At 43.3% G+C, this 21,549-nt stretch carries 21 protein-coding genes and 1 other annotated feature; of the genes, 2 read left to right on the top strand and 19 right to left on the bottom strand.

The window, feature by feature from the left end:
* The first annotated feature begins 63 nt into the window (after positions 1 to 63).
* Together J2Z48_RS11795 and J2Z48_RS11800 are read left to right on the top strand one after the other, a co-directional pair.
* A complete protein-coding gene (locus tag J2Z48_RS11795) occupies positions 64 to 810 on the top strand; it encodes an ABC transporter ATP-binding protein (RefSeq protein WP_307253777.1) in 747 nt (248 codons plus the stop codon).
* Positions 807 to 1,928 carry an ABC transporter permease gene (locus tag J2Z48_RS11800; protein ID WP_307253779.1) on the top strand — a complete coding sequence of 374 codons (1,122 nt, stop codon included), beginning with the start codon at positions 807 to 809 and terminating at the stop codon, positions 1,926 to 1,928. Before J2Z48_RS11795 ends, J2Z48_RS11800 begins: the two co-directional genes overlap by 4 nt.
* A gap of 129 nt (positions 1,929 to 2,057) precedes the next feature.
* Here the strand turns inward: J2Z48_RS11800 and J2Z48_RS11805 are convergent, their stop codons facing one another.
* From J2Z48_RS11805 to rlmB, 19 genes are all read right to left on the bottom strand, one after another.
* Positions 2,058 to 2,501 carry a hypothetical protein gene (locus J2Z48_RS11805; RefSeq protein ID WP_307253780.1) on the bottom strand — a complete coding sequence of 148 codons (444 nt, stop codon included), beginning with the start codon at positions 2,499 to 2,501 and terminating at the stop codon, positions 2,058 to 2,060.
* A 237-nt stretch (positions 2,502 to 2,738) separates the two neighbouring features.
* On the bottom strand, positions 2,739 to 3,926 hold the full coding sequence (gene tuf, locus J2Z48_RS11810; RefSeq protein WP_307253782.1) for an elongation factor Tu: 1,188 nt from the start codon (positions 3,924 to 3,926) through the stop codon (positions 2,739 to 2,741).
* 119 nt (positions 3,927 to 4,045) lie between these two features.
* Positions 4,046 to 6,121 carry an elongation factor G gene (gene fusA, locus J2Z48_RS11815; protein WP_307253784.1) on the bottom strand — a complete coding sequence of 692 codons (2,076 nt, stop codon included), beginning with the start codon at positions 6,119 to 6,121 and terminating at the stop codon, positions 4,046 to 4,048.
* Positions 6,122 to 6,164: 43 nt separating this feature from the next.
* Entirely contained in the window at positions 6,165 to 6,635 is a 471-nt protein-coding gene (gene rpsG, locus J2Z48_RS11820) for a 30S ribosomal protein S7 (RefSeq protein ID WP_131848657.1), read from the bottom strand.
* A gap of 47 nt (positions 6,636 to 6,682) precedes the next feature.
* Entirely contained in the window at positions 6,683 to 7,096 is a 414-nt protein-coding gene (gene rpsL / locus J2Z48_RS11825) for a 30S ribosomal protein S12 (RefSeq protein WP_307253785.1), read from the bottom strand.
* Between the two features lie 154 nt (positions 7,097 to 7,250).
* Positions 7,251 to 7,499, bottom strand: coding sequence for a ribosomal L7Ae/L30e/S12e/Gadd45 family protein (locus J2Z48_RS11830; RefSeq protein ID WP_307253929.1), 249 nt, complete (start codon positions 7,497 to 7,499; stop codon positions 7,251 to 7,253).
* Between the two features lie 97 nt (positions 7,500 to 7,596).
* Complete coding sequence (gene rpoC, locus J2Z48_RS11835; protein ID WP_307253786.1) at positions 7,597 to 11,205, bottom strand: DNA-directed RNA polymerase subunit beta'; 3,609 nt, start codon at positions 11,203 to 11,205, stop codon at positions 7,597 to 7,599.
* Between the two features lie 74 nt (positions 11,206 to 11,279).
* Positions 11,280 to 14,831, bottom strand: coding sequence for a DNA-directed RNA polymerase subunit beta (gene rpoB / locus J2Z48_RS11840; protein WP_307253787.1), 3,552 nt, complete (start codon positions 14,829 to 14,831; stop codon positions 11,280 to 11,282).
* A 267-nt stretch (positions 14,832 to 15,098) separates the two neighbouring features.
* Entirely contained in the window at positions 15,099 to 15,698 is a 600-nt protein-coding gene (locus J2Z48_RS11845) for a class I SAM-dependent methyltransferase (protein ID WP_307253788.1), read from the bottom strand.
* A 70-nt stretch (positions 15,699 to 15,768) separates the two neighbouring features.
* Entirely contained in the window at positions 15,769 to 16,131 is a 363-nt protein-coding gene (rplL, locus tag J2Z48_RS11850) for a 50S ribosomal protein L7/L12 (protein WP_307253790.1), read from the bottom strand.
* Positions 16,132 to 16,206: 75 nt separating this feature from the next.
* Positions 16,207 to 16,719: a 50S ribosomal protein L10 gene (gene rplJ, locus J2Z48_RS11855; protein WP_307253792.1), complete on the bottom strand. Its 513-nt coding sequence runs from the start codon at positions 16,717 to 16,719 to the stop codon at positions 16,207 to 16,209.
* Between the two features lie 23 nt (positions 16,720 to 16,742).
* Positions 16,743 to 16,868 (bottom strand) — a sequence feature (ribosomal protein L10 leader region).
* 59 nt (positions 16,869 to 16,927) lie between these two features.
* The gene (gene rplA, locus J2Z48_RS11860; RefSeq protein ID WP_307253795.1) at positions 16,928 to 17,668 is read right to left on the bottom strand and encodes a 50S ribosomal protein L1; all 741 of its coding nucleotides are present in this window, start codon (positions 17,666 to 17,668) and stop codon (positions 16,928 to 16,930) included.
* Positions 17,669 to 17,714: 46 nt separating this feature from the next.
* Positions 17,715 to 18,140, bottom strand: coding sequence for a 50S ribosomal protein L11 (gene rplK / locus J2Z48_RS11865; protein WP_307253797.1), 426 nt, complete (start codon positions 18,138 to 18,140; stop codon positions 17,715 to 17,717).
* 158 nt (positions 18,141 to 18,298) lie between these two features.
* On the bottom strand, positions 18,299 to 18,832 hold the full coding sequence (nusG, locus tag J2Z48_RS11870; protein ID WP_307253800.1) for a transcription termination/antitermination protein NusG: 534 nt from the start codon (positions 18,830 to 18,832) through the stop codon (positions 18,299 to 18,301).
* A gap of 54 nt (positions 18,833 to 18,886) precedes the next feature.
* The gene (gene secE / locus J2Z48_RS11875) at positions 18,887 to 19,114 is read right to left on the bottom strand and encodes a preprotein translocase subunit SecE (protein WP_307253803.1); all 228 of its coding nucleotides are present in this window, start codon (positions 19,112 to 19,114) and stop codon (positions 18,887 to 18,889) included.
* Between the two features lie 35 nt (positions 19,115 to 19,149).
* On the bottom strand, positions 19,150 to 19,299 hold the full coding sequence (gene rpmG, locus J2Z48_RS11880; protein ID WP_072332881.1) for a 50S ribosomal protein L33: 150 nt from the start codon (positions 19,297 to 19,299) through the stop codon (positions 19,150 to 19,152).
* A 234-nt stretch (positions 19,300 to 19,533) separates the two neighbouring features.
* Complete coding sequence (gene sigH / locus J2Z48_RS11885) at positions 19,534 to 20,196, bottom strand: RNA polymerase sporulation sigma factor SigH (RefSeq protein WP_072332884.1); 663 nt, start codon at positions 20,194 to 20,196, stop codon at positions 19,534 to 19,536.
* A gap of 83 nt (positions 20,197 to 20,279) precedes the next feature.
* Positions 20,280 to 20,804, bottom strand: a complete 525-nt coding sequence (locus tag J2Z48_RS11890) for an NYN domain-containing protein (protein ID WP_307253805.1) — start codon at positions 20,802 to 20,804, stop codon at positions 20,280 to 20,282.
* A complete protein-coding gene (rlmB, locus tag J2Z48_RS11895; protein ID WP_307253808.1) occupies positions 20,797 to 21,537 on the bottom strand; it encodes a 23S rRNA (guanosine(2251)-2'-O)-methyltransferase RlmB in 741 nt (246 codons plus the stop codon). The genes J2Z48_RS11890 and rlmB overlap by 8 nt, the downstream gene beginning before the upstream one ends.
* Positions 21,538 to 21,549 lie beyond the last annotated feature (12 nt).

Raw genomic sequence — 21,549 nt, forward strand, 5'->3', positions numbered from 1 at the left:
CTGTATTCTATATATAAATATATAGACCCTATACTTTATCAGAGACTATCAGGAGGAAACACAATGGCACAAAACATCGCTATTCAGACTGCGGGGCTATCCAAGCACTACGGTTCTACTAAAGCTTTACAAAATATTGATATCTCCATACACTCAGGAGAATTAATTGCATTATTGGGGGAGAATGGAGCAGGGAAGTCTACTCTCTTTCAACTTTTAACAGGATTGATTACACCTACTTCTGGCTCAATTCAAATAGGAGGACAAGACCTATCCCAAAATCCAATTGCTTGCAAAAAACGAATCGGACTCCTATTTGGTAATGACTCTGGACTTTATCACCGTTTAACAGCTTATGAAAACGTCTTATACTTTGCAAAATTCTATGAAGTTACTGATTCTGTGGCTCGTAGACGAATCGATGAATGGGCTGAACAACTCCTACTTACCCCGCACCTTCACAAAAAAGCAGGAGATCTCTCCAAAGGAAACTTGCAGAAAACCGCTATCCTACGAACACTTATTCACAATCCGGATTATCTACTTTTTGATGAGCCAACCACAGGACTCGACATCGCTGCATCCCTTGCGTTTCAAGACTTAGTCAAATCGCTACAACAATCAGGCAAAACGATCCTCTTCTCCACTCATATCTTAGAGGAAGTTACTCATTTAACAGATAAAATCATCACCCTATCACAAGGGAAAATGATTTATAACGGGACGATTCCCAGTCTCTATCAAGAGTTTCAAACAGATAGCTTACGGGATATCCTGCGAAGTTGGATTCAAGGAGGAGTTTCATCATGAAGCTAATGTGGCACATTGCGAAGAAAGAATTAATGGAGCAATTTCGAGATAAACGAACACTCTGGATGTCCATCTTAATCCCACTATTACTAATCCCAGGAATTTTCCTATTAATGGATCGCATGCAATCTTCCGATGAACCGAAAATCGAAATCGGCGTTAGCTCACAAGTACCGGTCGACCTACAATCAGCTATACAGAAGTCAGCAGTTGGATTTAAGCTAAAAACAATGGCACCCGAAGAAGCAAAAAAGCTCATGAAGCAAGGAGATCTAACAGCATATCTAGGAGTAGGACTCGATCAATCGGGATCGCCTAAAGAGTGGATCTTAGATATCCCTGATGACTCTGGATACAAAACGGTTATCCAGTCCCATATCGACCAACAACTCCTACAACAATACCTCATCCAGAAAAACATCTCTCCTTCCGAGTTACCTAAGCTAAAAATAAAGCTAGCTGAAGGTGCACCGAACATTTTCTCTGGATTCTATTTAATCTCGCTTCTAATCGGAATCGCACCGCTTACCGGTGGAATGATGATTGCAATCGACTCTATTGCTGGGGAGAAGGAGCGTAGAACGATTGTTTCTCTACTTGGATTACCTATTGAAGCTTGGAAGTTATGGGTTGGAAAATGGATCGGTGTTACGGGAATGATTATGGTTACAACTCTGATCTCTGTTGGCTCGCTACTTGGAATTCAGCCATACTTATCAAAACCAGCCATTCAACTCGATCAGCTAACTTCCATTGGAGCCATTCCGCTAGCCGGCTTTGCACTTTGCATACTCTTCTATGTACTCGTCATATCCGCGTTATTACTTATTACTAGTACATTTGCCCGTAGCTTTAAAGAAGCTCAAAACTATCTCAGTCCGCTCATGATGTTGGTTATGGCAGGAACTTTTGTTATCGTACAGCAAACGGGTTCCCAACTACCTAATTATTTGTTCTGGATCCCCGTCTGGAATGTGCATGCCGTTCTTTACGAGATCCTTCACCAAAGCGCAGGACTATCGGACATCCTAATCACTTTTGCTTCTTGCTCTGTTCTAAGCCTCGGTTTAGTTGGATATGGAGCTTATCTCTTTCAAAAACCCAAATATATGCTTTAGCAGAATAAAACGCTATGCAGTTAAATGAAGCACTCGAATGCATAGCTAAATGTAAAGAGCCTTACCGTCTATCCGGATAGACGGTAAGGCTCTTCTTATCTATTCTGCATCTAGATCGTAAATAAATCCTTACCGTGCGTTACTATCAACTAAATATCTTTTTGCTGTAAGGTTAACAGGTGTGTGGAAAAACATATTGGTTACATTGGAGTGAATACTTAGCGTATAGACAACATCATCCATGCACCTTACGTGTAGTGGGTCAATATGTTTAAATGTGACAAACGTGTAGTCATCTACCACTTCATCATCAATCTCAATATTGGATTGATAAATAAGCGTAGCGCCTCTTCTAATTTCAACCGTTACAAACTGAGTGTCCGTCGCATTGGTATTATCATTATTAACATGAATAATTCCATCTAATTCGACTAGGCTTGTTCCACAAACTAAAGGAAATCTAACCGTTGCCACTCGTGTTGGAGCAGTTGGGCTTGTAGAAATTTGCGTAGAAGAGCCTCCAGGTGTCGTGCTTCCATACTGATGATATCGGATGTCCACCAAGTGAGCCATTTTACAAACTCCCCCTGTTACGATATTTGAACATAAAGGGCACACTTCTACTTCTTAGCTTTAACTAATACTTTCATTGTTCGCTTGTATCATATGAGAATAAAATGCAAATGGAAATGTCATTTGACCCTTCCACTCACCTATTTTTACATACAAAAAAAGCCTTACAGTCTGTCCGGATCAGACCGTAAGGCTTTTTTCTTATAAAGATAGTCAAGCAATCTAACGAAGCGAAGACTACTCGATGATTGTTGTTACTGCACCAGCACCAACAGTACGTCCACCTTCGCGGATCGCGAAACGTGTACCATCTTCGATAGCGATTGGAGCGATAAGCTCAACAGTCATTTCGATGTTGTCTCCAGGCATACACATTTCAGTACCTTCTGGAAGCTGGATAACACCAGTTACGTCAGTTGTACGGAAATAGAATTGTGGACGATAGTTAGAGAAGAATGGAGTGTGACGTCCGCCCTCTTCTTTGCTCAATACGTATACTTGTGCTTTAAACTTGGTATGTGGTTTCACAGAACCAGTTTTAGCAAGTACTTGACCACGAGCGATATCTTTGCGGTCTACACCACGAAGAAGAGCACCTACGTTGTCACCTGCAACTGCGGAGTCAAGAAGTTTACGGAACATCTCAACACCCGTTACGATGGATTTACGAGTTTCAGTAAGACCGATGATTTCGATCTCGTCGCCCACTTTAATGGTTCCACGCTCTACACGACCTGTAGCAACAGTACCACGACCAGTAATGGTGAATACGTCCTCTACTGGCATCAAGAAAGGCTTGTCTGTAGCACGTTCTGGTTCTGGGATGTAAGCATCTACTTCGCTCATCAATTCAACGATACGCTCAGCCCACTCGCTACTTGGATCTTGAAGTGCTTTTAGAGCAGATCCTTTTACTACTGGGATGTCATCGCCTGGGAATTCGTACTCAGAAAGAAGTTCACGAATTTCCATTTCAACGAGTTCTAATAGCTCTTCATCGTCAACCATGTCCACTTTGTTCATGAATACAACGATGTAAGGTACGCCTACTTGGCGAGATAGCAAGATATGCTCACGAGTTTGTGGCATTGGACCATCAGCTGCGGAAACAACTAGGATCGCTCCGTCCATTTGCGCAGCACCTGTGATCATGTTTTTCACATAGTCAGCATGTCCTGGGCAGTCAACGTGTGCATAGTGACGGTTGTCTGTTTCATACTCTACGTGTGCAGTAGAGATGGTGATACCACGCTCACGCTCTTCTGGTGCTTTATCGATTTGGTCGTAAGCGGTAGCAGTTGCTCCACCTTTTTGAGCCAATACAGTTGTGATTGCAGCAGTCAATGTTGTTTTACCGTGGTCAACGTGACCAATAGTACCAATGTTAACGTGTGGCTTATTCCGTTCGAACTTGGCTTTTGCCATGATAAATTCCTCCTCAGATAAGGAAATAAGTATTTTTGGTTTTGATTTGGTTTTGGTAAAAAGATATATAGGAATCTGGTAAAGTGATCGGGGTGACACTCTACCAGGTTCTTGTTAAATTAGTTACCAGAAGCTTTTTTAATAATTTCTTCCGCGACATGCTTTGGAACTTCTTCATAATGGCTAAATACCATAGAGAAAGTACCACGGCCTTGTGTACGAGAACGTAGGCTATTTACATAACCAAACATCTCAGACAAAGGAACCATACCGCGTACTACTTGAGCATTACCACGAGCATCCATACCTTCTACTCGTCCACGACGAGAGCTAACATCACCCATGATGTCACCCATGTGCTCTTCAGGAACCGTTACTTCAACTTTCATCATCGGTTCAAGAATAACAGGGTTACACTTAGATTTTGCAGCTTTTAGCGCCATCGATCCAGCGATCTTAAACGCCATCTCAGAAGAGTCAACATCATGGTAAGAACCATCTACAAGTCTAGCACGAACGTCTACTAATGGGAATCCAGCGACAACACCATTTTTCATAGACTCTTCGATACCAGCTTGAACCGCAGGGATGTACTCACGAGGAATCGATCCACCAACGATTTTGTTAACGAACTCGAAGCCTTCGCCCGGTTCCATAGGTTCAAACTCAACCCAAACGTGACCGTATTGACCTTTACCACCAGATTGTTTCACGTACTTAGCTTCTACTTTCGCAGAACCACGGAACGTTTCTTTATAAGCTACTTGAGGTGCACCAATGTTCGCCTCTACTTTAAATTCACGTTTCATACGGTCTACGATAATGTCTAAGTGAAGCTCTCCCATACCAGCGATGATGGTTTGACCTGTTTCTTCATGAGTCCAAGCCTTGAAGGTTGGGTCTTCTTCAGCAAGTTTGGTCAAAGCAACCGACATCTTATCTTGATCGCTTTTCGATTTAGGCTCGATTGCGATCTCGATTACTGGATCAGGGAATTCCATAGATTCAAGAACGATCGTATTTTTCTCATCACAGAGAGTTTCACCAGTAGTAGTATCTTTAAGACCTACTGCCGCTGCGATGTCTCCAGCATATACTTTGCTGATCTCTTCACGAGAGTTCGCATGCATCTGAAGGATACGACCCACACGTTCACGCTTGTCTTTTGTAGAGTTAAGAACATAAGATCCAGACTCTAATGTACCAGAGTAAACGCGGAAGAATGTAAGTTTCCCTACATATGGGTCTGTCATGATTTTAAATGCAAGAGCGGAGAATGGCTCTTCATCGCTTGATTCACGAACTGCTTCAGTGCCATCTGGCAACTGACCTTGGATCGCAGGAACATCAAGTGGAGATGGGAGGTAAGCCACTACTGCATCCAACAAAGGTTGAACCCCTTTGTTTTTGTAGGAAGAACCACAGGTAACAGGTGTAATTTGTACTTCACATGTACCTTTACGAAGTGCATTTACAATTTCCTCTTCAGTGAACTCTTCACCTTCCAAGTACTTCTCCATTAGTGCTTCGTCAAGTTCTGCTACAGCTTCTATAAGTATCGTACGATACTCGTCTGCTTTATCCTTCAACTCAGCTGGGATTTCACCTGATTCAGAGGTGGTTCCCAAGTCGTCGGTATAAATCATTGCTTTCATCTTTACCAAGTCAACGATTCCAAGGAACTTATCTTCAGAACCAATTGGAAGTTGAATTGGTACTGCGTTTGCACCAAGGCGCTCACGCATTTGCTCTACTGCACCGTAGAAGTCAGCTCCCAAGATGTCCATCTTGTTTACATAAGCAAGACGAGGAACACCATAACGGTCAGCTTGACGCCATACAGTTTCAGACTGTGGTTCTACGCCACCTTTAGCGCAGAATACACCTACAGCTCCGTCGAGTACACGTAGGGAACGCTCAACCTCAACGGTAAAATCCACGTGACCAGGAGTATCAATAATGTTGATACGATGGCCATCCCACTGTGCAGTGGTAGCAGCGGAAGTAATCGTAATTCCGCGCTCTTGTTCTTGCTCCATCCAGTCCATAGTAGCTGCACCTTCGTGCACCTCACCAATTTTGTGTACGCGACCGGTATAGAAAAGAACACGCTCAGTAGTAGTGGTTTTACCAGCATCAATATGAGCCATGATTCCAATATTACGTGTATCTTTTAAGGAGAACTCACGTGCCATCTGAAATTTCTCCCTTCATCTGTCAGACAGATAAAAAATATAATTACCAGCGGTAATGTGCAAACGCGCGGTTTGCTTCCGCCATACGGTGAACATCTTCTTTTTTCTTCACAGCAGAACCAGAATTGTTTGCTGCATCAAGAATTTCATTCGCCAAGCGTTCTTCCATGGTTTTTTCGTTACGCAGACGTGCATAACTTACCAACCAGCGTAGTCCAAGGCTTGTACGACGCTCTGGTTTTACCTCGATTGGTACTTGATAGTTAGAACCACCTACACGGCGAGCTTTTACTTCAAGTACTGGCATTACGTTTTTAAGAGCTTGCTCAAAAACTTCCATCGGGTCATTACCAGAACGTTGTTGGATTAGGTTAAAAGCATCATACAAAATAGTTTGCGCTTTTCCTTTTTTTCCATCGTACATCAGACGGTTGACTAAACGAGTAACCAACTTGCTGTTGTATATTGGATCTGGAAGTGCATCACGGCGAGGTACTGGGCCTTTACGTGGCATGCTTTTCCCTCCTTCTTATAGTAGTTATTCTAAGTGGTAAATAAAAATTATTTCTTAGGACGCTTTGTACCATACTTGGAACGACTTTGATTACGGTTGTTTACACCCGCAGTATCAAGCGCACCACGTACAATATGGTAACGTACACCCGGTAAGTCTTTTACACGACCACCACGGATCAGTACAACACTATGCTCTTGCAAGTTGTGACCGATTCCCGGGATGTAAGCAGTTACCTCTGTACCGTTTGTCAAACGCACACGAGCATATTTACGCAACGCGGAGTTTGGTTTTTTTGGAGTCATCGTACCAACACGAGTACAAACGCCACGTTTTTGTGGAGAATTTTGTGGTACAATGGCCTTTTTCATGCTGTTGTAAGTGTACTGAAGAGCTGGAGATTTTGACTTTCTCACTTTGTCAGTACGACCTTTACGAATCAACTGATTAATTGTTGGCATCTCTTGGCACCCCCTTACTTATCTTATAAGCCCACAGATCCAGGCGGATCGTAGAAGAGTAAAAAACATACATGAGAACAAATAAGTGGAGACGAACTGCATGATTGCCTAGGATACATGCAGTTCGACCCAATTTATCTCAAGTGTTTCATCGTTATTTGCAAATCGCTACTGTTGCTGCACCAACATCGATGCCACACGCTTTACCTAGCTCTCTCATCGAGAGTACGCGCACAACAGGGATTCCCCGAGCCTGACATATTGAGGAGATCAAGAGCTGAATCTTTTGATCTGCATCATCTGCTACAAACACTTCTACAGCAGACAAATTCTCAACGGCCTTTTTCGTTTGCTTGGTTCCAATCGCCATTGCTTTTGCTACTTTCACTTTTTCATAAGACATCAAATCATCAGCCCTCCAAAGTGAAACGTTCCAAGCACACGAGTGTATCTTACCACCCGTTATTGACAATGTCAACAAGATTGTATTTCTATCGAATCTAATCGATAAGCACGGAATCAGACGCTTGAAGATCATTTACTTCATTTGCCATCTTCACTTGTAAATTGCGGTAACGAGACATACCGGTACCAGCAGGAACAAGCTTACCGATAATAACATTCTCTTTCAGACCTAGCAAGCGGTCCACTTTTCCTTTGATTGCCGCATCTGTTAGAACACGGGTCGTCTCTTGGAAAGAAGCAGCCGACAAGAAGGATTCAGTTTCAAGAGAAGCTTTCGTAATACCTAGCAAGAGTGGACGAGCAACAGCAGGCTCTTCGCCACGTAGAAGTACATCACGGTTTGCAGCTTCAAATTCATGTATATCTACCACAGAACCTGGTAGAAGAACCGTTTGACCTGCATCCGTAATCCGTACTTTTCTCATCATCTGACGAATCATAACCTCGACGTGCTTGTCGTTAATTTCTACCCCTTGTAAGCGGTATACTTTTTGTACCTCTTGCAAGATATAGCTTTGAACACCATGTACGCCTTTGACACGAAGTAATTCTTTTGGATCAATCGAACCTTCAGTAAGCTCATCACCAAACTTAACTTCATCGCCAACCGATACACGAAGTCTAGAACCATACGGAATCAAGTGTGTTTTGCTTTCCACATCATTTTCCACTTCTACTTCACGACGATCTTTTACCTCACGGATATCCGTTACTTTACCTGTGATCTCACTGATAACAGCTTGACCTTTTGGATTACGAGCTTCAAATAGCTCTTGGATACGAGGCAAACCTTGCGTAATATCATCACCCGCTACCCCACCAGTATGGAAGGTACGCATGGTCAACTGAGTTCCAGGCTCACCAATCGATTGAGCCGCGATGATTCCGACCGCTTCACCGATCTCCACCTGTGTGCCAAGTGCCAAGTTACGTCCATAACATTTCTTACAAACCCCATGCTTGGTACGGCAACTTAGAACAGCACGAATGACTACTTTCTCGATACCAGCCTCTACAATTTCTTCAGCATGTTCTTCGGTAATCAATTCGTTACGATCCACAATCACATGGCCATCACCTGGGTGTTTAACTGTCTCAAAAGCTGTACGACCCACGATACGGTCAAATAACTCCTCAATGATCTCGTTGCCATCATGAATGCGAGATACTCGTTGACCACGGTCCGTTCCACAGTCGTTTTCACGAACAATGACATCCTGAGCCACGTCTACAAGACGACGAGTAAGGTAACCAGAGTCAGCTGTACGAAGGGCGGTATCCGCCAAACCTTTCCGCGCTCCGTGAGTAGAGATAAAGTACTCTAATACGGTCAAGCCTTCACGGAAGTTCGTACGAATCGGACGCTCAATAATTTTACCAGCCGGGTTCGCCATAAGTCCGCGCATACCCGCAAGCTGGGTAATCTGTGATACGTTACCCCGCGCGCCGGAGTTCGCCATCATAAAGATCGGGTTATATTTACCCATGTTCTTCATCAAGACTTCGGTCACACGATCTTTTGTCTTACTCCAGATGGAGATAACACGTTCATAACGCTCATCATCGGTAATGAGACCACGGCGATACTGCTTCACAACCGCATCTACCTGTTGATCTGCTTCTTTCAAGATATCGTATTTCGCAGCAGGAACGTTTACATCCGATACAGCCATCGTGATGCCCGCACGTGTGGAGTAAGTGTACCCAAGCTGTTTCACTTTATCTAGAATGACAGAAGTCATCATCGTTCCAAAACGGCGGAAACATTCTGCGATAATAGCACCCATATCCTTTTTCCGTAATGCACCTGGATCTGGTAGTGATTGAATAAACTCACGAACATTCGTACCTTTTTCAAACATAAAGTGCCCATCACTTGTTTGAACAAAGTTCTTTTTACCAGGCTCATTGATATACGGGAATTCTTCTGGGAAAACTTCGTTGAAGATCAACTTACCAGGAGTCGTTACTAGTAATGCTCCCTCTTGCGCTTCTGTAAAAGAGGTTTTCTTCAATGTTTTCGCCGGAATCGCAATACGGCTATGCAACGTTACATATCCATGTTGATAAGCGTTAATGGCTTCTGCAATCGATTGGAAAACAGAGCCTTCGCCCTTTTCGCCTTCCTTTTGCATGGTCAGATAGTAACAACCTAAAACCATGTCCTGAGAAGGGGTTACGACAGGTTTGCCGTCTTTTGGGTTCAAGATATTTTGCGCCGCTAGCATCAGTAAGCGAGCTTCCGCTTGAGCTTCTGCAGATAATGGTACGTGAACCGCCATTTGGTCACCATCGAAGTCCGCGTTATACGCAGTACATACGAGTGGATGTAGACGAATCGCACGACCTTCAACTAAGATCGGTTCAAATGCTTGAATTCCAAGACGGTGAAGTGTAGGTGCACGGTTCAAAAGAACAGGATGTTCACGAATAACTTCCTCTAAAACGTCCCATACTTCTGGATGAACTCGTTCTACTTTTCTTTTTGCACTCTTAATGTTATGAGCAAGACCTTTTGCGACTAACTCTTTCATTACGAATGGTTTAAAGAGCTCTAGTGCCATCTCTTTTGGAAGGCCGCATTGATACATCTTTAGATTCGGCCCTACAACGATTACGGAACGACCAGAGTAGTCTACACGCTTCCCAAGCAAGTTCTGACGGAAACGACCTTGTTTCCCTTTTAACATATGAGAAAGAGATTTCAATGGACGGTTACCAGGACCTGTTACAGGACGACCACGACGACCATTATCAATCAGTGCGTCTACTGCTTCTTGAAGCATCCGTTTTTCGTTCTGAACGATGATATCAGGCGCTCCCAGATCAAGCAAGCGTTTCAGACGGTTATTACGGTTGATCACACGACGATAGAGATCATTCAAGTCAGATGTTGCAAAACGTCCTCCATCTAATTGCACCATCGGGCGCAGTTCTGGTGGAATAACAGGCAATACATCGAGAACCATCCAGTCTGGTCTGTTACCAGAACTACGGAATGCCTCTAGTACTTCCAAACGTTTTACAGCACGATTCCGACGCTGTCCTTGAGCTGTCGTCAACTCTTCTTTGAGACTATCCACTTCTTTCGTGAGATCGATATCAGCAAGCAGACGGCGAATCGCTTCTGCTCCCATCTTCGCTACGAAAGAGCTACCATATTTCTCACGATAACTACGGAATTCTTTCTCAGATAGAAGTTGCTTCTTTTCAAGTGGGGTTTGACCTGGATCGACAACCACATAGGAAGCAAAGTAGATTACTTCTTCCAAAGAACGTGGAGACATATCGAGAACAAGACCCATACGGCTAGGAATTCCTTTGAAGTACCAGATATGGGAAACAGGCGCAGCTAATTCAATGTGCCCCATACGTTCGCGACGGACTTTTTGTCTGGTTACCTCTACACCACAACGGTCACAGACAACGCCTTTATAACGAACGCGTTTGTACTTCCCACAGTGACACTCCCAGTCCTTCGTAGGACCAAAGATTTTCTCACAGAAAAGCCCCTCTTTTTCAGGCTTTAATGTACGGTAGTTAATTGTTTCTGGCTTCTTAACCTCACCACGAGACCAAGAACGGATTTTTTCTGGCGAGGCCAGACCGATCTTCATAGACTCAAAGTTATTCACATCGAGCATGTGGGCATTCCTCCCTCTGGGTTCCTCCTAGCCGGAGAAGCGATGCTTACAAGCTCCCCTCTCCACATCTAGGACTACGAAACGGACCGAGGTCCTTCATCATTATTTTCTAGATCAAAGTGAAGCCTTTCATTGCCTGGCTCATCATCTTCGTCCAACTCACGCATTTCGATTTCTTCTTCGTTTTCAGCGAGAATTTTTACATCCATACCGAGAGATTGAAGTTCTTTGATCAGTACTTTGAATGATTCAGGAACACCAGGTTCTGGCACATTTTCACCCTTGACAATCGCTTCATACGTCTTCACACGACCCACTACATCATCCGACTTCACAGTCAAGATTTCTTGTAATGTGTACGCCGCACCGTATGCTTCGAGCGCCCATACCTCCATCTCCCCGAAACGCTGACCCCCAAATTGAGCTTTACCACCCAATGGTTGTTGAGTAACGAGAGAGTATGGACCCGTTGAACGAGCATGGATCTTATCATCAACCATGTGCGCAAGTTTGATCATATACATGACCCCAACTGTGACACGGTTTTCAAAAGCTTCACCTGTTCGTCCATCGTACAACATCGTCTTTCCATCGCGGTCTGCACCAGACTCTTCTAAGGCATCAAATACCTCGTTTTCACGAGCTCCGTCAAATACTGGAGTCGCCATATGAAGACCGAGTGACTTCGCCGCCATACCGAGATGGACTTCCAAGACTTGTCCGATATTCATCCGCGAAGGAACGCCCAGAGGATTTAAGACGATTTGTACAGGTGTACCATCTGGCAAGAACGGCATATCTTCTTCCGGCATAATCCGTGAGATAACACCTTTGTTACCATGACGCCCCGCCATCTTATCCCCTTCAGAGATCTTACGTTTCTGCGCGATGTAAACACGTACAAGTTGATTTACACCTGGTGGTAGTTCATCACCGTTTTCACGAGTGAACACTTTTACATCCACGATAATTCCGTCTTGACCGTGTGGTACGCGGAGTGAAGTATCGCGAACTTCACGTGCCTTCTCGCCAAAGATTGCATGCAAAAGACGCTCTTCCGCAGTAAGTTCCGTTACCCCTTTTGGAGTTACTTTCCCTACTAAGATATCTCCTACTTTAATCTCAGCACCGACACGAACAATTCCACGCTCGTCCAGATTCCGCAAAGCATCTTCACCAACGTTTGGAATATCACGCGTGATTTCCTCTGGACCTAGCTTGGTGTCTCTTGCTTCTGATTCATATTTCTCAATATGGATCGAAGTATAGACATCCTCTTTTACTAGTTTCTCACTTAAGAGAATCGCATCCTCGTAGTTGTAACCTTCCCAAGTCATAAAGGCTACGACAACGTTTCGACCAAGAGCCATTTCTCCTTGTTCGGTAGATGGACCATCAGCTAGAACAGCACCTTTTAGTACTTTCTCACCTCTACTGACTACAGGTCGTTGGTTGATACAAGTACCTTGGTTAGAACGAGAAAACTTGGTCAATTTATATTTATCCAAGTCACCTTTAACAAGACGACCATCCAATACTTGCTCTTTACGAACCCAAATCTCGTTAGCCGTAACACGCTCAATCGTACCCGGATTCTTCGCTAGGATCATAACACCAGAGTCTGCCGCTGCTTTATGCTCCATACCTGTACCGATAAATGGAGATTCAGGAACCAATAATGGTACCGCTTGGCGCTGCATGTTAGAACCCATCAAAGCACGGTTGGAGTCATCGTTTTCCAAGAACGGAATACACGCTGTCGCTACCGAAACTACTTGTTTTGGAGATACGTCCATATAATCGATTCTATCTTTCGTAACCGTCAGAAGCTCATCACGGTAACGAGTGATAACCCCAGGTGAGAGGAAATTACCTTCTCCATCAATCTCTGCATTTGCCTGAGCTACATAGTAGTTATCCTCTTCATCTGCAGTCAGATAATGGATTTCTTCTGTTACTTGGTTCGTATCTGGATTCACCCGACGATATGGCGTTTCAATAAAGCCATAGTTGTTAATACGAGCAAAGCTTGATAAGGAGTTGATCAAACCAATATTTGGACCCTCCGGAGTTTCAATCGGACACATACGACCATAGTGAGAATGGTGGACGTCTCTAACTTCGAAGCCCGCACGCTCACGAGTCAAACCACCAGGTCCAAGTGCTGATAGACGACGTTTATGAGTCAATTCAGCCAATGGATTGGTTTGGTCCATAAATTGAGACAACTGGCTAGAACCAAAGAATTCTTTGATCGAAGCAATAACAGGACGGATATTGATCAATGCTTGCGGTGTGATCGCATTGGCATCCTGAATGGACATCCGTTCACGAACCACACGCTCCATACGAGATAAACCGATGCGGAACTGATTCTGCAATAGCTCTCCAACAGAACGGAGACGACGATTTCCTAAGTGATCGATATCATCGGTATCTCCTACACGATGTAAGAGGTTAACAAAGTAGTTAATCGATGAGATGATATCAGCAGGTGTGATATTTTTCACAGACATATCAATTTCTGCATTGGAAATCACTTTAATCACTTTCTCTTCATCAATTGGAGAGAAAATATGAATCGATTGTAAATGGATCGGACCTTCATCAGGTACTCCACCACGTACAGTCGTCTCTGTTAGACCGTATGGGCTCTCGCCTGTTAAAGCAGGTAATAATTTATCAAGAACTCGACGCTCAAGTACTGTGCCTGCTTCTGCTAAAATCTCACCCGTTTCAGGATCAGCGATTGCTTCGGCTAGCTTTTTATTTAATAAGCGATTCTTAATGTGTAACTTCTTATTCATCTTGTAACGACCTACGCTTGCTAAGTCATAGCGTTTTGGATCAAAGAAACGAGAGAATAGAAGACTACGAGCATTATCTGCCGTTGGTGGTTCACCTGGACGAAGACGCTCATAGATTTCGATTAACGCTTTTTCAGTGTTACCAGTGTTGTCTTTATCTAATGTATTGCGTACATACTCATCATCACCTAATAGATCGATGATCTCAGCATCAGAACTAAAGCCTAATGCACGCAAAAGAACCGTCACAGGAATTTTTCTTGTACGATCGATTCGCACATAAATAATATCCTTCGCGTCGGTTTCCAACTCCAGCCATGCACCGCGATTCGGAATCACTGTAGCTGTGTAAGTTGGCTTACCGTTTTTGTCGACTTTCGTGTTATAATACACACTAGGTGAACGAACCAACTGGCTGACAATGACACGTTCCGCTCCGTTGTAAATAAACGTACCCGTTTCAGTCATGAGCGGGAAATCACCCATGAATACTTCCTGCTCCTTCACTTCGCCTGTTTCTTTGTTGATCAGACGAACTTTTACACGGAGTGGAGCTGAATAGGTGACTTGATTATCTTTCGCTTGTTCTACATTGTACTTGGGCTCTCCCAAATTGTAGTCAACAAACTCCAATACAAGGTTTTTCGTAAAGTCTTCGATCGGTGAAATGTCATGAAACATCTCACGAAGACCTTCCTCTAGGAACCATTCGTAGGATTTTTGTTGAATTTCAATAAGGTTGGGTAATTCTAGTACCTCTTCAATGCGGGCATAACTTCTTCGCTGCCGCCGACCGTACTGGACAAGTTTACCAGCCAAACAAATTCCCCCCTCGGATCCAGACGCAATCTGTTGCGTACTAAGGATAAAAGCGAAAAAAGAAAAATGGGTCGAATTACCACATTTTTAACTATAAAGTAGTCTATTTTCCTATCTTAACCAGTGATTTCCATATTTAAACAAATCTCACTAGTTTTCCTGTAATGACACAAAAAAATGCAGGAAATATCATCTAAACTAGACTTTCTGCATTTTATAACACTAGCACAGGCCGATTTCGTTTGTCAACGATGTTTACAAATTTTCTCAGAAACCAGCTCGAATTACCCAGTATCCTTTTTTTCGCTCCACTACTTCCACAGATGGAAAGAGATCATGTAATTCTGTACATGCTGACTCTGCACCTTGCTGCTTTCGAATCACAATCCAAAACGAACCAGCGTCATTTAAATGATCCTTTGCTTCAGCAAACATCTGATAAATAACAGCCTTCCCTGTTCGAATCGGTGGATTAAGCAAAATACAGTCAAACTTGGTGTCAGCTACTTTTTCAAATCTATCACTAACGAAAATGTTTACACGCTCAGAGAGTCGATTGTATACAGCATTCTTCTTCGCCAGCTCAATAGCACGTTCGTTTATGTCTACCATCGTAACTTGGATGTTAGGATTCATTTTTGCGATTGATAAACCAATCGGGCCATAGCCACAACCTAAATCAAGTATATGTCTTGCCCCTCTTAGGTCTACCGACTCAATCAAAAATCGACTGCCAAAGTCTAGCCCCTTCTTCGAAAATACGCCTGCATCTGTCTGAAAGGACAACTTTTCTCCTCGAATCATCACTTCAAAATCGCGATCCTCTTTTTTAGAGGTAGGACTTTTCGAGTAGTAATGATCACTCATTTAGACAGCCTCCTATATAGAAATGACCCGCCGACCGATGACGACGGGCCAAACCGGAACGAAAAGTTAATTACTTAACTTCTACGTTAGCACCAGCTTCTTCTAGTTTTGCTTTGATAGCATTAGCATCTTCTTCGCTAACTGCTTCTTTAACTGGTGCAGGTGTTCCATCAACAAGTGCTTTTGCTTCTTTTAAGCCAAGACCTGTGATTTCACGAACTGCTTTGATTACGTTGATTTTGCTGTTACCAGCGCTTGTTAGGATTACATCGAATTCAGTTTGAGCTGCTGCTTCAGCTGCTACTGCTCCGCCACCCATTACCATAGGTGCTGCTGCAGTTACACCAAATTCTTCTTCAATTGCTTTTACAAGATCGTTCAATTCTAGAACGCTCATAGTTTTGATCGCTTCAATGATTTGTTCTTTAGACATTGAGTATACCTCCCAGTAAATTTATCAATAAAGTTTGATTATGCGTCAATCACATTTGAGTGAAGGAAAATACCCTTACGCCTCAGTAGCTTCTGGAGCTTCTCCATCTTTATCTGCAACTGCTTTAACAGCAAGTGCAAAATTGCGGACTGGAGCTTGCATAACAGAGAGAAGCATGGAAAGAAGACCTTCGCGAGATGGAAGTTCAGCAAGAGCTTCGATGTCTTCTAAGCCAACTACTTTCCCCTCTACTACGCCACCTTTAATCTCCAACGCTTTGTTATCTTTTGCAAACTTATGAAGAACACGAGCCGGTGCTACAACATCGTCGTAGCTAAACGCAACTGCGCTTGGACCAGTCAAGTACTCACCAAGTTCACTCAAACCAACTTGCTCGGAAGCACGACGAGTCATTGTGTTTTTCAGAACTTGAAGTTCTACACCAGCCTCACGCAATTCTTTACGAAGTTCGTTTGTTTGTTTTACAGTTAAACCGCGGTAGTCAGCAACTACAATCGTTTTACTACGATCTAGCTTAGAAACGATATCAGCTACCACAAGTTTTTTCTGTTCAACTGCTTTGGACATAGGGGACACCTCCTTAAAGAGTTGTAGGAAAAAGAAAAGCCTTCGTAGACAGTCGAAGGCCAAGGGTTTTATTAAAAAAACACCTCGGTAGGAAACATTAAGTGCTTCCAGCGCACTCCTACTGTCTACGGTTCTATTCGATTTCAATCAGCTTTATCAGTTTACAAGAAACTGTAAGCCTTTGTCAAATAAAAGCCAGATCTATTTATTAACGATTGGAAAGACGAAGTGCGTTTACAGACACCCCAGGACCCATGGTCGAGGAAACTGTTACACTTCTCATGTACGTGCCTTTCGCAGCCGCTGGTTTCGCTTTTGTAAGAGCATCAGAAAGAGCTTGCAAGTTTTCAGCGAGTTGTGTTTCTGTGAAGGAAACCTTTCCGATTGGAGCATGAATGATACCTGCTTTATCTCCACGGTACTCGATTTTACCTGCTTTGATCTCGTTGATTGCTTTTTCGACTTCAAATGTTACTGTGCCTGTTTTTGGGTTTGGCATAAGCCCTTTTGGTCCGAGTACACGACCCAAACGACCTACTTGACCCATCATATCAGGAGTTGCAACAACAACATCGAATTCGAACCAACCTTGTTGGATTTTGTTGATGAGATCCTCATCACCTACATAGTCCGCTCCAGCGAGTTCAGCTTCTTTTGCTTTCTCACCTTTAGCAAAAACAAGTACGCGTTGTGTTTTACCAGTACCATGCGGTAGCACAACAGCACCTCTCACTTGTTGATCTGCTTTTTTGGTATCAATACCTAAGCGGAATGCAGCTTCAACAGTCTCATCAAATTTAGCTGTAGAAAGTTCTTTTACGAGAGTAAGCGCTTCGGCTACATCGTATTGTTTGAAACGGTCTACTTTCTTGGTAGCTTCTAAATACTTTTTACCATGTTTAGCCACTTCAATTCCTCCCTTCGTGGTTGTAACGGATGATCCTCCCACTTACCTAGACAATCGTGGCAGAAAGCCTAGGCAACGAAGACGTTTATTAGTCTTCGATGACGATCCCCATGCTACGGGCAGTGCCTTCTACCATACGCATAGCGCCTTCAATATCAGCTGCGTTTAGGTCCGGCATTTTTGTTTCAGCAATTTCGCGTACTTTGTCGCGTTTAACAGTTGCTACTTTTTTCTTGTTAGGCTCTCCAGAACCGGATTCGATTCCAGCAGCTTTTTTCAAGAGAATAGCAGCCGGCGGAGTTTTCGTAATGAAGGTGAATGAACGATCTTCAAATACGGTAATCTCCACAGGAATGATCATACCTGCTTGATCAGCAGTACGAGCATTAAATTCTTTACAGAATCCCATGATGTTAACACCAGCTGCTCCGAGAGCTGGTCCAACAGGTGGTGCTGGGTTAGCTTTTCCAGCAGGGATTTGTAGCTTGACCACTCTAAAGACTTTCTTGGCCATCGCTAACTACCTCCTTCAACACAATGTGGTATTTTGCGGGGATTTCCCCTCCCACGGTCACAGCAAGCGAATAAACGCTTCTGTTCCGCCTTAGGCGGCTGGGTAATAACTCTAACAATCTATCACACTTTCAGGAGAAACAAAAGTTTTTCCTGATGTTAAATTTTTTCCACTTGGAAATATTCTAGTTCTACTGGTGTTTCTCTACCGAACATGTTGACTAGCAACTTCAGCTTACCATTTTTGGCATCGACTTCTTCGATCAGTCCAATCGTACCTGCAAATGGACCTTCTTTGACACGTACAGATTCTCCTACCTCGTAATCTACGATGATCTGAGCTTCATCTACGCCCATCGAAGCAAGAATGACTTGAACCTCGTCTGGTAAAAGGGGTGTTGGTTTCGAACCAGCACCAGAAGAACCAACAAAGCCGGTTACACCTGGCGTATTCCTTACTACATACCAAGAGTCGTCTGTCATGACCATTTCGACTAGGACATACCCAGGAAACACTTTTCGCATGACAGTCTTCTTCTTACCATCTTTCAGTTCCGTCTCTTCTTCCATAGGAACGAGTACGCGAAAAATCTTATCTTGCATCTCCATTGATTCGATGCGCTTCTCTAGGTTTGTCTTTACCTTGTTTTCGTAGCCGGAATACGTGTGAACGACATACCAATTCTTTTCCATGTAATCCAGGGTAGCTTACCCTGTCCCCCCTAACGACAATCGATTCAAATCAATCTATTTTTTTGGAATCAGTTTCAATACCTGATTAATCCCTAAATCAACTAGGAACAAAAAGATGGTTAGAACAACAACAGTAGATACAACGACTAGTGTGTAGTTAACCATTTCCTTACGGGATGGCCAACGAACACGTTTGAGCTCTTGAACGCTACCGCTAAAGAAACCCACAGTACCGCCCACGCTTTTCTTGATACCACGTCCGATATTGGCAAGAAAAGTCATATTGTCACCCCCATCTTTTCACAAGGAAGAAGTTATTACTTGGTTTCACGATGAACAGTATGAGTGTTGCAACGAGGGCAATACTTCTTCAGCTCCATACGGTCTGGATGCTTACGCTTGTTTTTGGTCAACGCATAATTGCGCATTTTGCAAGTTACGCAAGCCATTGTAATGTTTACGCGCATTGAAAAACACCTCCCCTACAAATATCAGTCCGATCAAATCATGATGGTAAATGATTAGAAAACACCCAAGTTAATTTATCATAACCTCGCATGCCCTGTCAATAAAAGCCTATTTCTTATCCATTATTGGTCAAATTTTCTTGGTAAAAACAAAAAAGGAATTTGTCCTTTTTTGTCGAATGAAATAAAAAACAGGCTAGACCCCTGTTTTTTATTTATTCGTTACTTTCACTGTTATAGGGAGATCTCCCTTACTTCTAAGTAGCGTTCTAGCTTTCTCTTCACACGTTGCAGTGCGTTATCGATGGACTTTACATGACGGTTTAGGTCCACAGCGATTTCTTGGTAGCTTCGCCCATCTAAGTATAACATCAACACTTTTCGCTCGAGGTCACTTAAAATTTGGGAAATTTGGTCCTCGATATCGCTATATTCTTCTTGGTTAATATAAATCTCTTCTGGATTTAGCCTGCCGCCGGTGAGCGTATCGTACAGAGTACGATCAGAATCATCGTGGCTAGGCTTGTCCAATGAGACATAAGAATTAAGCGGAATATGCTTTTGACGAGTTGCTGTTTTGATAGCTGTGATGATTTGTCTGGTTATGCAAAGCTCAGCAAAAGCTTTAAACGAAGCGAGCTTGTCCCCACGGAAATCACGTATTGCTTTATACAAGCCAATCATGCCTTCTTGCACAATATCTTCATGGTCTGCCCCAATTAGAAAATAGGAGCGAGCTTTAGCTCTAACAAAGTTCTTATACTTATGAATTAAGTATTCGAGGGCTTCTTGGCATCCAATCCGAACTTCTTCCACCAGCTCTTCATCTGGCAATGTTTTGTACTCGACGACCTTCTCATACTGAATAGCATTACTTGTTTGTAGGTCTACACTCACTGCGATCCCCCCGGCAAAAGTAGCATGTAAACCGCATGTAAGGCTATTATATCTGAAATGAAACAAAATCGTCAATTTTCCACCTATTTTTTCCTTCTCAACTTTTCAAATTCTTTCTGCAAATTTAGCGAGAGATAATCCCCTAGCTTATTTTTGGGACTTGTTGACTCTTGAGTTCTCAAATTTTCCCCTAATTGAACCCTCGCACTTCGAATTTGCTCCAACAGTTCACGGGATGAAATTCGATATGCTCCTTGGCCAAATACCATTCGCTGTTCTAAGTAATCAGAAGTGGCAACATAGATTCGACGATGGGGATTTTTACGGTTGCGCACAAACTGCTCAATGTACTCATCCGCTGTCTCATCTTTACATGTAAAAACAACTTCTACCTTCTCCTGTACTTTTTGCACACGCGCCCCGGGAGTCTGGTGAGCATCAAATACTACATACACTTTACGACCTGTCATCGCCTGATACTCAGACAACTGACTAATTAATTGGTTTCTTTGCTCCTCTAGACGCCTTTCTTTCCGATGAATATTGGACTGGAGGCCAATCACATTATAGCCATCCACCACCAGCCATTCTTCACGCCTGCTAGCCATTGTCCCGTCCGAGTGCCACTTGATACATACAAATTCCCGCGGCCACAGATGCATTCAGGGAAGAAACACGACCCTTCATCGGAAGTCTCACTAGAAAATCGCACTTTTTTTTCATTAATTGGCTGATTCCCTGACCTTCGTTGCCGATGACAAATGCAACTGGCATATCATAATTTACCTGATTATAGGATTGTTTTGCAGATCCATCTGTCCCTACTAACCAAATACCTTCTTTTTTCAACTCATCCGCAACCCGATTCAAATTGGTAACTTGCGCCACTGGTACATACTCTATGGCACCCGCTGAGGTTTTTGCGACCACAGAGGTCAGACCAACTGCACGACGCTTCGGAATCACAACACCATGAACTCCTGCGGCATCGGCTGAACGAAGAATCGAACCTAAATTATGTGGATCTTCAATCCCATCAAGCAAGAGTAAAAAAGGCTTCTCACCTTTCTTCTGAGCGCGTTTTAAAATCCGCTCTACTGTGCTATATTCATAGGCCGCAACTTGAGCTGCGATTCCCTGATGATTTCCGCCGTCTGCTAGTTGATCTAGTTTCGAACGCGGTACCCATTGGTAGGCAATTTTTTGATCTTCTAATTGTTTTAAAATGTCAGCGATGGTTTTCTTTTGAACACCTTCCGCCACGAACACCTTCTCGATGTGTCGTCCCGAGCTAAGCGTTTCTGAGAGAGCCTGCCTTCCAATAATCCAATCTGTCCCCATATTGATCTCCTC

The organism is Croceifilum oryzae (assembly GCF_030814315.1).
Lineage (GTDB): Bacteria > Bacillota > Bacilli > Thermoactinomycetales > Thermoactinomycetaceae > Baia > Baia oryzae.